Source organism: Erythrobacter sp. JB1-4 (assembly GCF_057365025.1).
Genome location: NZ_CP200292.1, coordinates 2,023,478 through 2,036,163, shown reverse-complemented (window position 1 = coordinate 2,036,163; position 12,686 = coordinate 2,023,478). Strand labels below are relative to the sequence as shown.

The following is a 12,686-nucleotide window of genomic DNA, read 5'->3' as shown; positions in this document are numbered from 1 at the left end:
GATTGGTCACCGCCTACTCCTAAGCGGCGTTACGTAATGACAAAGGAGAGCGATGGATTAGTCTGGCGAAGATGTCACCCGCTCCCTGGTCCTGCGCAGCCAAAGCGATGGGATTGGCCGTTGTGCCTTAAGCGCGGCGGCCTTTTCTATTGGGCGATCTGATTGGGCGGTAATCCTACCAATGATTATGCACTTTAGGAGCCTAATGCAGTGTGTCTTCGAGCTGCGCGGTGTTCGGATAGCTCTTAAACTGGATCGCCTTTAGCGACGCGCGTACGATTTCGGCAGGTGTCGCCGGCTTTGGGCAAAAGATGATGCCGGGCAGACGCGCAGAATGATAAATTTCTGCATGGCCGGAGTGCATAACCACCGGCACCCCATCTGCGAAAAGATCCATCGCCAGCGGGAACGAAAAACCATCTTGCAGGCGTATATCGAGGAGCGCGAAGTCAAAACGGGTGCGCCTTACCGCGTCCCATGCATCTGCTATGCTTCCAACGATTGTGACGTCTTCGGATCCTGCATTTCGGAAAGTGCTCTCAAGCCCAGCCGCTACAATAAATTCATCTTCAACAATCAATACGGAAAGGTCTTTCAGCAGGGCCTCAGAATGCATGGGTGTCTCCGGAACAAGGCTATAAAGTAAAGTTCAAGTCAATCGACGCCCCTTTCCCGTCAAAGCGTCGCGTAAACTCTCCTTTCAACTGCCTGACCCCGGTGTCAATAAGTAGACTTCCGAAGCCCTTTGTGTCTTTGGGTGGTTCAAAGTTTGGTCGGGTTTCGATCCATTTGAGCTGGACATTACGGCTGCCTTTTACCTTCCAGTTGATGTCGATCTTACCATCTGGTTCGCCAAGCGCGCCGTATTTGGCTGCGTTGGTTACAAGCTCGTGAATGATCAAAGTGAGCGTGTTGACCTGATCGCCATCGACAAAGATCGTTGGCCCATCAATCTCGACCGCGTGGCCAACCGCATGCGGTCCAACAACGGATTCAAGAAGGTCGCCAAGCGGCACACCCTTCATCGAATTGTCTTTGCGAGCCAGGTCATACACTCGCCCAAGAGAGACCACGCGCTCTAACAAATCAGCCGCCATGTTTCGGGCTGCTTTATGCTCTTTTGGCGCGGCTTGGATCAGTCCTGCTACGACAGCAAAGAGGTTCTTGATGCGGTGGCTCATTTCTTCGACCAGCATTTGCTGATCTTTCATAGCGGAGATATCGAGCGTGGGGCCTGCGACCTTTTTGTGGCCATCAATGGTTGTGTATGGCCGCCCACGCGTACGCACCCATCGGATGCCAACCTTAGGGTCCTCAATACGGAAATCGAATTCGTACTCTTCCCCCTTTTCAATGGCTTTTGCGAGATTTTCTTGAAGTAGCGGCACGTCTTCATCCACAAAGCTGGAGGACAATGCATCAAGGTTGATCTCACCTATTGAGGACAGGTTGAGATGCTCGGCAAGCATCTCATCCACCCTGACAATTTGGCGCTCCACATCCAGGTCGGCCATTCCCATGCGCCCTGTATTCATCACAAGGTCACGCAGGTCTGATTGCTCTTGCAGCTCTTGTTGGAGATGCATGCTGTCTGTTACATCAAGGCCAAGGCCGGTAACCTTTTTGCGGCCACTTTCATCCTCATAGGGTTGGATGTGCACCTGTATCCATTTCGCTGGCTGTTCGGGCGGTGCCAAACGCAAGGTGTAGGAATAGCCTTGATCCTGAGACAAAGCGGCGTCCCTCACCTTTTCGTAAGGAGGGATGTCATCGGAGCAATGATAGCGGAACACCTTGTCTCTGTGGACTACGCCTGGCGTATCAAGGCCAAACAACTCAGCTGCGACCGGATCAATCACCATATCGAGCGTTTCAAGATCAGTGTCCCAGGAGCCCATCCGCGCAGTGCTCATCGCGAGACGCAGCTTGCGAGTTTCCGCGACGAGATCGCGGCGCAGCTCAACTTCTTGCGAGATATCGACCAATGTGATCGAGGCACCTTCAACCGAGCCATTGGCAAAGAAATAGGGCGTAATGCGCACAAAGTAGGACTGCCCCGCCTCATTAGGCTCAGTTGTCTTTGAGAACACCTCACCAGCTTCCATGACCTCGCGCACTTGTTTGGTCAGATTGATATTACCCACCGGGATATTGAACTCAGCCAGAGACCGACCCTCGTCACTGCGCAGGAGCGGTAACATATCACGCGCTGCATTGGTCACATGACGAATGCGAATGCTGCGATCGAGAACGATCATGGCAAGATCAGCAGACTGCAGGAAATTGTCCAAATCTGCATTCGCTAGTGTCAGCTCATCGATCTTGTTTTTGAGCTCTTCGTTAGCGGTGGTCAGCTCCTCGTTTGCCGATTGAAGCTCTTCGTTCATCGACATCATTTCTTCGTTGGAACTCTTCAGTTCCTCATTCGCGGTCTCAATCTCCTCGACCTTACCCTTCAGTGTTAAGCGGGTGGCTTGAAGATCGTCCTGCAAATCTGCAATCCTGCGGTCGCGTGAGATTGGTTGCAGCGCAAATTGATCCGCGAGCGGCTGCAAGCGGTCTTTGACCACAAAGATCACCGCCGCCGTTTCATCCTTCATTGGATGGGCGAAAACATCAGTTTTTTGAATGCCAAATGGCGATGCGATCTCAACATCCTTAAGGACGCGGCGCTCCCTCGCTGTGACGGCCTCATTAATCAACGGTTGGATGATTTCACTCAGCCCGTCGCGCGCAAGCGTGTCCAATTGCCGCTCATCACCGGGGCGCGACATCATAAAGAGGCTGAGGTCGCCTGAACTGTCAATAATCCGTCCATCGCTGGTCACACGTACAAAAGGCGGCGCATAGTGTTCGTAGATAGAGGCATTGGACGCATCGAAGCTGGAGTGCCTTGGGAAATCACGCTCTTCTGATAAGCGGCCTATCCCGCGATTGCTTCCACCCTCCCGCGCGTTTTTACTCAGCGGTAAGCTCACATGCACGCGTTTGGCTGCGTCGTTGCGCCGGAAGATGCGCGCTTTTTGATCAACCGCAACGAACAGTTCCTGGCTACGGGTCACGCTTTCCGAAGTTCCAAGGAACAGGTGTCCACCGGGACGCAGGCTAAAGTGCAGCAGTGGGAACAGGCCTGCCTGCAATTCCTCGCCAAGGTAGATCAAGAGATTGCGGCAGGAAACAAAATCGATCTTCGAGAAAGGAGGGTCCTGCGCGATGTTGTGGACCGAAAAGCGCACCATTTCGCGCACACGGCGCACCACTTCAAACCGGTCTTCTGACGCGGTGGTGTATTGCTCGCGGTAGCGCGCCGGTATCTCATCGAGCATTGTGATCGGATAGGAAGCGCGCCGTGCCTGTTCGATCATCGCTTCATCGACATCGGTCGCAAAGATCGTGACCAGAGGCCGTTTTTGCAGCTCCTGACAGGTCTCTTCGATCATCATGGCATAGGAATACGCTTCCTGACCGCTAGAACATCCCGGTGCCCAAATTCGTATCTCATCGGAGACATCCGCCCGCTCGAGCATGGGGCGGATGATTGACATGCGCACCAGCTCGAAATTCTCCCGGTCGCGGAAGAAGGATGTCACATTGATCAGGAAATCGCGCGCCAGCGCTTGTTGCTCGGACGTCTCACCTTTCAGCTTGATGAGATAATTGTCCACCTCATCAATTTCGAGCACCTGCATCCGACGATTAAGACGACGCAACAAGGTTGAGCGTTTATAGCCTGAAAAATCCGTGCCGACATTGTCATGAATGGCCGTAAAGATCGACCGCATCGCCTCTTCTGAAGCTTCATTGTCTTGCGGAAAGCGGGCTTGCATTGCGCCATCGAAGAAGGCCTTGAGACGCGGAATGATGGTGTCTGCTTCGAGGACAAAATCCACCAGTTTGGTCGAGATCGCCGACTGAGGCATGCCGTCATAGCGCGCCTCTTCAGGCGATTGCGCAACGCAAATCCCGCCAAATTCTTTGATGATGCGTAGGCCAGCGGTGCCGTCTGCTCCCGTCCCAGAAAGCACAACACCTGCCGCCTTGTCGGACTGAATCTGAGCGACCGAAGTGAAAAAGCTATCAATCGGACGCCTCAGGCCGCGAGGCTCGCTAAACGGGTCCAGACGAAACACACCTTTGTCCAGACGCAGGCTTGAGCCCGGTGGAATGATATGCAGGCTGTCCACCTCGATACTGTCACCATCGTGGATTTGCCGCACGCGCAAGCCCGTCTTGCTCGACAAGAGTTCTGCCATCATGCTTTCGTGGTTGGGGTCAAGGTGCATGATAAGCACGAATGCCATGCCCGTCCCCGTTTCCACATCGTGAAACATTTGGGTGACAGCTTCTAATCCACCTGCCGACGCGCCCACTGCGACAACAGGAAAGTCCAATTGAGCCTCCGCTTCAGGCTCATCAATTTCTAAGTGCTCCATTTTGATCCCGTCAAAAGAATGATCCATGCAGCCGTGCACCCAAGCTGCGCCAATCGCCTTATGCTATACTTTGCAGACAATCAGAAGAGATACCTGCGAGTTTTCGAAGAATTTCGCGGAACGCCGGTGGAATTACTTAGTGGCTCCCCAATCTTTTGGGTCAAGTGTAGCTACATGCGCACACCACCGGGCTCTTGTTGTTGCCAATACGGCGGAACAAGAGGTGTCATGAACAGTTTGATTGTAGTGGCGCGAAGGTTTGCGCTAAGACAAATCAAGTTCAGGTGGGACCATGAAAACTGTCGATGAAAGCGCGCTAGAGAGTTGCGATAAAGAGCCGATCCATATTCCAGGGGCTATTCAGCCCTTCGGATGTTTGATTGCATTTGAGCGAGAGCGCTATCTCATCACTGCGATTTCACGCAATGCCGGACAGTTTATTGATGCATCGCCAGACACTTGCATCGGGAAAACGATTGAGACGCTGTTTGAACCCGATATCCTGCATGCTCTTTCCAACAAGCTCGCCTATTCGACTATCGAAACACGGCGCGAATATGTTGGCACAATCGATGGTGTAGGTGCCGGACAAAAGCTCGACCTATTTGTACATTCTGGACCAAAGTTTGACTATATCGAACTGGTTGAGACCTCGACTGCATCGCGCGCCTTGCAAGACCGGATTGCCGCTTTGACAAGCGGAATGCAGCAGCTGCGATCACTGCAAGATGTTTTCGAGCTTGCGACCGTCAATGTGCACACCATTGCCGAATATGACCGCACAATGTTCTATCGTTTTTTGCCAGATGGCGCAGGCGAAGTGGTGGCGGAGTGTCGCTCTGGCCATATGGAGCCGTTCCTTGGCCTTCGCTATCCGGCGTGGGACATTCCCAAGCAGGCACGCAGTTTATATGCAACCACGCCGATCCGCACGATTTCTGATGTCCAAAGCGATGGGGTCCCGTTGCTTTATGCGGATGGGCTGAACGATGAAGACTTCGACCTTTCCATCGCGGTTCTGCGCGGTACATCGCCGGTGCACCTTGAATACCTCACCAACATGGGGATCAAGGCGAGCATGACGATCCCAATTGTCGTTGAGGGCAAGCTTTGGGGCCTTATCACTTGCCACAATGAAGAGCCGCGTGTCGCCGGGATGGACCTGCTCGATGCAGGAGAAGTCATCGGGCACATAGTCTCCTTCAGCATCGCTAAGTTGCTGCGTGAAGGTATCGCTGATAGTCAAATGGCCATTGGCGACATTCGGGACAGCTTTATCAGCCTTCAGACGAGGCTAAAAACAGCCGATCAATTTGCGCAGGACGTGGAAAAAGCGGCGAAGGATATCTTTGATTTTGAGGGACTAGGCGTTGCTATCGGCTGCAGTTGGGAGACGAGAGGGATCGCGCCCGATACGTTTCAGTCCTCGTCTGAAAACACCTTCGCCATTGCTTCTGACATTCTGGATTTGACGGGCTCGAACGACGCTTCAAAGGTCCTGGGCCAGGTGGGCGGCATAGACCTTGCGGGCTATCTCGAAATTCCTTTAATCAAAGAACCTGACACGCGAGTTGTTTTCTTTCGCAAGGCGGTCAGCTCGCAAGTAACGTGGGGCGGTTTTCCCGCGAAAGACATTGAAGAGGTTGAAAACAAGCCGCGCCTTTCTCCGCGAAAGAGCTTTGCGAAATATATTGAAGACAATGGCAATCGAAGCGATGAATGGACCAGCGAAGACGTTCAGTTTGCTATGCATATCCAGCGCGAATGCGCCGCCAGCCAGAGCGCGGCGGGGCGGATTATGCAGCAAAAAGACAATCTACGCATTCTTGCCGATGAACTGAACCATCGGGTTAAGAACATCCTTGCTCTGGTAAAGTCGCTATCAAGCCATGCACGCGATTCCACGTCTTCGCCCGAGGATTACGCCGAAAGCCTTGAACAAAGGCTGTTTTCCCTCGCTGCCTCGCATGACATGCTAACCCGTTCGGAGATGGAAGGCGTTTCGTTGCGCGCGCTTATTGCGATGGAGCTGGAGCCATTTTTGTCGGAGGTCCAGATTGCTCAATCGCTATCTGGTCCCGAGGTGCTTTTAGCGACCGACGCGGTGCCTATGGCCACACTTTTGATCCATGAACTTGCATCAAATGCTGCCAAGCACGGCGCTTTGTCCGTCCCAGATGGCCGGGTGGAGATCAGTTGGCTTGTTGCAGGCCCCTCTTTCATCTTCCAATGGAAAGAGCGCGGTGGCCCAGAAATCGCAGAGCCTGACCGTGAAGGGTTCGGGATGGAACTGTTGCGTGAGGCAATCCCCTACGAATTCAACGGCAGTGCTGACCTGTCATTTGCCCAGACAGGCTTTGAGGCAGTCTACAATCTGCCTGCGCACCCATTTTTGAAGGCAAACGGTACGAATGAGGCAACGCCAGGAACCTCGAAAAGCGGTGTTACCACCACCACCCAGCCGCTTAAGCTTGGCCGTGCGCTTATTGTTGAGGACAGTTATCTTCTGGCGATCGAGCATTCCAAAATTCTAAAACGCCTTGGTTTTCAAGAGGTCGATTTGGCTTCGACCGTGGGCGCTGCGATAAGCATGATCGAGCAGGCGCTCCCTGAGTTTGCCTTGCTTGATATCAACCTTCGCGATGAGATGAGTTTTGCCATTGCCGATGCCCTCACCGACCGAAATGTCCCCTTCGCCTTTGTCACAGGATATGGTAGTTCCTCCAAGATACCGGCGAAGTTTTCCGATGTTAAGCTGCTCAAAAAGCCGCTTACAGCTAAGGCCGTGAGCGTAGTGCTAATGGCATAGGAAGAAAGAAGCATCGTGGCGTCAGGCGCGGCCAAATATGTCCTTTTGATCGATGACGATGTGTCATTAACGCGGCAATGGGCGCAAGCCCTAGAAGCGCGCGGCTATGAGGTCGGGGCGTGTCACACAATCGATCACGCTATCACGGCTTGCGAGCAACGTTGGCCCGATGGGGTAGTCGTCGATGCGTTCTTCCGGGATGAAGAAGGCAAGCCAACAGGCAGCGGCGGCTTGCTGTTTTGCACGAAGCTCTCGATCCATGCCTACGATAACGAGATAGAGCTGCCTCATGTGATCGGAGTGACCGGTTCGCGTCCCAGCCAGTTTTTCCCAGTGGATGTCTTTGGGCAGATATCGCAAGAGGTCATGCCCGTACGCATCAGCAAACCATTTCATCCGGTCGTACTGGCAGATGCGATTGATGAGGGATTGAGTGGGCCCGATGCATCGAGCTAATGCGACGGCATGGCCGCACGTAGCGGCTCGGCCGGAGCCTCTTGATCGAGCATTCGTTCAACGGCGCTGGTCAAGGTGTTGGGCGGGAACGGCTTTTGCAGACTAATGGGCATTAAATTGGCTGATATGGAATCGAAAACATGGTGCGGCATGTACTCCGACCGGTTCATGCCAGTGACCCCAACAACAACAGGCATCGGCTTGTCGAATTCTAAGGCAAGCTTTAGCATGTCGGCGCAAAATGTTGCTGCGCCAACGCGCTTCAACTCGCCTCTGGGGCCGTTGAAATAGCCATCTAATACAACCACATCGGGCCAATTACGGATGCAATGGTGGATAGCTGCCTCAACAGTATCGTACTGATGCACCCGGTATCCGCGCATCTCAAAGGCGATACACCAATCATATGAAAGTATCCTGTCGTCCTCAACGATCAGTACATTCGTCTGTGCCTTACTCACCATTCGCTCCGCATTTGAGATCCCAACGAACAGGGGCCAAGCCCCAAGCCAGTCGGAAAAACCAACTGGATTGGCCACAAATATGCGCAAAACGCGGACAACAAGAAACTCCGGGAACATCCTTAGGCCAAGTGGCAGAGGCGACTAGGCATGGAACGCAGTCTGCAGCGCCACTCGTCGCAGCCTCTAAGGAGAAGGGTGTAGGTGCAGTACCTAGACATTTTGCGGGCTGTACGGATTTCGGATGGTTAAACGGCAGCCTACCTTTGCCCAAGGATTACCTAGCTTGGAAATCCTCGGAAAGAGAATAAGATATGCTCAACAGTCAGAAACGAAACCACGTTTTGTTGGTGGAAGATAACGTTGCACTTGCGTTCGCATGGGCCATGCAGCTTGAGGCGAGAGGCTATGACGTCACCCACTGCCTAGACATTCAAAGCGCCCTCAAAAGCTGCACCCACAATTTGCCAGACGCCATTATTCTCGATGCTTATTTCAAGGAAAGCTGCATCGAATACGAAGGGGCGGGCGGCTTAATGTTCTGCTCGCAGCTATTCGGAGTTTTGCGCAAGTCGCAACAGAAGAAACCGTTCGTCCTCGGGGTGTCTGGCGCGCGTGTGCATGATGGTTTCCAACAGGGTGTTTTCGCGCGTGTGCCGCGTTCCTTTATGCCGGTACGAATGCAGAAACCGGTGAGCGGTCTGGAGCTGGCAGATCAATTGGATGAAGCCAAAATGCAAGGAGCGATAAAGGATGCCGCTCAGCTCGATTTCGCGTTCTAAATCCTTTAAAAGCGCGTCTCTGCCAGCGATTGCACCTTGTGGCTAAGCAGCGGCAACACGCATTCAAGCACCTGTCTTACGCGAGGGGATGGCTTTCTTGGGGACGCATGGTGGAACAGCATCATGCCCCACAGACCACTTTGAGTGCCAATCGGAAGAACCATACTGGCTCTTGCTCCTAAGCGAACCAGCCGATCATCTTCGCCGATTGGTCGTGAAGTTGCGTGCGAGAGGTCTGGTTCATCTAATCCGCTGCGCGCGGAGAATATGCGCACATTCGCCTGGTCAAAATCATAAATGACCGGTGAGTGCATCCTATTTCCCATTGGAAGCGACAGATTGAGCGCAGAGCCAATCGACCTGTTTTTGGTTTCTGACACAACTAACAGATTTTCATCACAACTCAGCTCGCCCACTGCCACACGATCATAGCCTGACACGTGTCTCAAAAAGCTCGAGACCTCACGCAGCAAATCTGCCAGATTATCGCATTCCTCAATGGCCCGGGTCAGAAACAGCATGGCGTCGATGGACTGCGCTTGCGACAATTCGACCATATCAGGCGGCATGAGTTCAAATTGGGCAACACAGTGTTCGCCATTGCCAAAAGCAGAAACATTGCAGGTTTTATCCTCTAGTAGGTAATCACCCAGAACGAGGGGCTTGTGCGAAAAGTGAGGCAAACCAGCAAGGTTGCGCAGCCCGTGCACTAGGGGCGTGCTGAGGTGTGACTTTAGGCGAGTGCACACAAGGGACTGAGGCGTTTTGCCCAACACCCTCAGGCAACTCTCGCTTGCAGCGAAAATCTCTTCCTTCTTAGGATCGAATACCAGAAGCGCACTATGCGATTGTGATTGCCCAACCTCTGACAGTTTGCGCACGCTCGCCGCTTCAAACCCGTTATTGTTGAGCGCTTGGTGACGTAATACTGGAAGCGTCGTCATCGCCATTTCTCTCCCTATGGTGTGACCCCAATGGTCCAAGCCATTGGAAGATCAACATAGAGCATTTGCTTGCGTTCTAGCCTAAGGAGTACTCACTATTGGCCTAGGCAAGAGTACGTGGTGGCCCCGGATCGGCCTCTAAGAATTGGATAGATTGCCCCAAGCCGCTCGGCAGTTTTGACTGCCTGGACTCGAAAACCGGGTATCGGCAAAGAACGCGCGGCTAAGGGCGTGATATGGTCTGCCCGATTACAGCGCGCATGATGCTTTGTCCGATGCCATAGCGGCAGCCGAACTGCTCCAAGCGCAAATCAGCAAGCTTGGTGGGGGGACGAGACTGGATGAAGGGACAAGGCTGAGCGATCTTGGACGCTAAGCCCACTGCCCACCTGACAGCCTAAGACTAAAGTCTCTCTCCCACCACACAGCTCACGCGCCTAGCCTCACTGGGAAAGCTCGGATATTCTCTATTGCGGGCTAAACGGATAGCAGAAGGGGAGAGAAATGGACGATCCAATTTCAACTGCTGATCCGGCTGATGATTTCGCAGAAGATTTCGGCAGTGCCGATACCTCTTCGATGAACTCATCTGCCGCTGATCAGAGCGCGGAAAGCGGCGAAACCGCTGCCAATGAGGGGGCGTATTGGCGCGAGAATATCCGCCTTTTGTGCAGCCTTATGACAGTTTGGTTTGTCGCATCCTTTGGCTGCGGCATTCTGCTACGCGACTGGCTCGATCAGTTCAGCCTCGGCGGTTATCCGCTCGGCTTTTGGTTCGCGCAGCAAGGCGCAATCTACATCTTCATTGCCCTCATTGCTTTCTACGTTGTTCGTATGAAGCAAATTGAGCGCAAGTACGATCTTGACGATTGAGGGGGGCTGAAAAATGGAAACGCAAACCCTGATCTATCTCTTCGTGAGCGCAAGCTTTGCCCTCTATATCGGTATCGCGATCTGGTCGCGGGCAGGTTCTACGAAAGAGTTTTATGTCGCTGGCGGCGGGGTGAACCCGGTGGTCAACGGCATGGCAACGGCGGCCGACTGGATGAGCGCGGCAAGCTTCCTCTCAATGGCAGGTATCCTCGCATTTGCGGGATATGATGGCTCGGTTTACCTGATGGGTTGGACCGGCGGCTATGTGCTTTTGGCGCTATTGCTTGCGCCTTACCTGCGCAAATTTGGACAGTTCACTGTGCCCGACTTCATCGGCACGCGGTATTATTCCAAAGCGGCGCGCGTGGTGGCGGTCATCTGCCTTATCTTCATCAGCTTCACCTATATCGCCGGGCAAATGCGCGGTGTGGGGATCGTCTTCTCGCAGTTCCTGCAAGTTGACATCACCATGGGTGTCATCATCGGGATGGGCATTGTCTTCATCTACGCGGTGATGGGCGGTATGAAGGGCATCACCTATACGCAGGTCGCGCAATATTGCGTGCTGATCTTTGCCTATACGGTGCCAGCGTTCTTCTTGAGCTTTTATCTAACGGATAATCCCATCCCGCAATTGGGTCTGGGGTCTGAGCTTAATGATGGCTCTGGAACATATGTCCTTGAGAAGCTCGACAATGTGCTCGTTCAGCTGGGCTTTAATGAATACACCAGCGGTTCAAAAAGCACGATCGACATCTTCTGCATCACCATGGCCCTGATGGTCGGCACCGCCGGTCTGCCACACGTGATTGTGCGCTTCTTCACCGTGCCCAAAGCATCGGATGCGCGCAAATCAGCAGGCTGGGCGCTTGTGTTCATCGCATGCCTGTACACAGTCGCACCAGCAGTGGGCGCGTTTGGCATGTACAACCTCATCAACAAAGTTGACGATGTTGAGTACACACAGGTCGAGGGCTTCTTTACCGAATGGGAAGACGCAGGGCTCTACGCTTGGCAGGACAAGAACGGCGACGGCGTTATGCAATATCGCCCCGGTGCTGCCTTTGAAGGCAAGCCTGAGTTCACTGGCGAACGTGGCCCATCGGGTGAGCGTGTGATTGCCAACGCGCCAAACGCTGAGAGCGAAAATGAGGTCTATGTTGACCGCGACACTCTCGTGCTGGCCAACCCGCAGATTGCCAATCTGCCCGATTGGGTGATTGCTTTGATGGCAGCTGGTGGCCTTGCCGCAGCTCTGTCGACCGCAGCGGGCCTCTTGCTGGTGATCTCGGCATCGGTCAGCCACGATCTGCTGAAACAAACCTTCACGCCGAACATCTCGGCCAAAGGTGAGCTTTTGGCCGCGCGTCTGGCGGCAACGGCAGCGATTGTTGTGGCAGGTTACCTTGGCATCTATCCTCCAGGATGGGTGGCTCAGGTTGTGGCCTTCGCCTTTGGTCTGGCCGCCGCAAGCCTGTTCCCAGCGATCTTCATGGGCATCTTCTTCAAGGGGATGAACAAAGAAGGCGCAATCGCCGGGATGGTCAGCGGTCTGGTCTTCACCTTCAGCTACATCGCATACTTCAAGCTGGTGAACCCAGCGGCGAACACTGCGGATGCGTGGCTGTTTGGCATCTCGCCAGAGGGCATTGGGGTGATCGGCATGGTCATCAACTTCGCAGTCGCCATCGGCGTTGCGAGTGTGACCGCCAAGACCCCGCTCGAAGTGCGTAAGCTGGTGGACTCGATCCGCGTCCCACGCGGCGCCGGTGAAGCGCATGCCCACTAAGGTGCACATAATGGCCTGACCTCTCCCAGGTCGAACTCAGAGGGTGGCGTCAAAGCGACGCCGCCCTTTTTCGTGCCTTGACTGAATGACCGCCGCGCTGTCCCAAGCCTTGCACATTGCCGGAAAATGCGTAGCCTCT

Annotated in this window: 9 protein-coding genes; 5 read left to right on the top strand and 4 right to left on the bottom strand. The window is 53.8% G+C overall.

Annotation, left to right across the window (positions count from 1 at the left end; all coding sequences use genetic code 11):
* Positions 1-202: 202 nt before the first annotated feature.
* Together AC0V61_RS09555 and AC0V61_RS09550 are read right to left on the bottom strand one after the other, a co-directional pair.
* Positions 203-616 carry a response regulator gene (locus tag AC0V61_RS09555; protein WP_486157015.1) on the bottom strand — a complete coding sequence of 138 codons (414 nt, stop codon included), beginning with the start codon at positions 614-616 and terminating at the stop codon, positions 203-205.
* 19 nt (positions 617-635) lie between these two features.
* Positions 636-4,460 (bottom strand): CheR family methyltransferase, encoded by a 3,825-nt coding sequence (locus AC0V61_RS09550; protein WP_486157014.1) that lies wholly within the window; start codon positions 4,458-4,460, stop codon positions 636-638.
* 265 nt (positions 4,461-4,725) lie between these two features.
* Here AC0V61_RS09550 and AC0V61_RS09545 point away from each other — a divergent pair, with 265 nt between their 5' ends.
* On the top strand, positions 4,726-7,242 hold the full coding sequence (locus AC0V61_RS09545) for an HWE histidine kinase domain-containing protein (protein ID WP_486157013.1): 2,517 nt from the start codon (positions 4,726-4,728) through the stop codon (positions 7,240-7,242).
* A 15-nt stretch (positions 7,243-7,257) separates the two neighbouring features.
* Positions 7,258-7,698 carry a hypothetical protein gene (locus tag AC0V61_RS09540; protein ID WP_486157012.1) on the top strand — a complete coding sequence of 147 codons (441 nt, stop codon included), beginning with the start codon at positions 7,258-7,260 and terminating at the stop codon, positions 7,696-7,698.
* Here the strand turns inward: AC0V61_RS09540 and AC0V61_RS09535 are convergent.
* Positions 7,695-8,279, bottom strand: a complete 585-nt coding sequence (locus AC0V61_RS09535; RefSeq protein ID WP_486157011.1) for a hypothetical protein — start codon at positions 8,277-8,279, stop codon at positions 7,695-7,697. The two genes, AC0V61_RS09540 and AC0V61_RS09535, sit on opposite strands and share 4 nt — an antisense overlap.
* A 266-nt stretch (positions 8,280-8,545) precedes the next feature.
* On the opposite strand from AC0V61_RS09535, the gene AC0V61_RS09530 reads away from it, so the two are divergent.
* Positions 8,546-8,941 carry a PleD family two-component system response regulator gene (locus tag AC0V61_RS09530; protein ID WP_486157010.1) on the top strand — a complete coding sequence of 132 codons (396 nt, stop codon included), beginning with the start codon at positions 8,546-8,548 and terminating at the stop codon, positions 8,939-8,941.
* 5 nt (positions 8,942-8,946) lie between these two features.
* On the opposite strand, the gene AC0V61_RS09525 is transcribed toward AC0V61_RS09530, so the two are convergent.
* Complete coding sequence (locus AC0V61_RS09525; protein WP_486157009.1) at positions 8,947-9,885, bottom strand: GAF domain-containing protein; 939 nt, start codon at positions 9,883-9,885, stop codon at positions 8,947-8,949.
* Between the two features lie 504 nt (positions 9,886-10,389).
* Here AC0V61_RS09525 and AC0V61_RS09520 point away from each other — a divergent pair.
* Positions 10,390-10,758: a DUF4212 domain-containing protein gene (locus AC0V61_RS09520; protein ID WP_486157008.1), complete on the top strand. Its 369-nt coding sequence runs from the start codon at positions 10,390-10,392 to the stop codon at positions 10,756-10,758.
* Positions 10,759-10,771: 13 nt separating this feature from the next.
* On the top strand, positions 10,772-12,547 hold the full coding sequence (locus AC0V61_RS09515; protein WP_486157007.1) for a sodium:solute symporter family protein: 1,776 nt from the start codon (positions 10,772-10,774) through the stop codon (positions 12,545-12,547).
* Positions 12,548-12,686 lie beyond the last annotated feature (139 nt).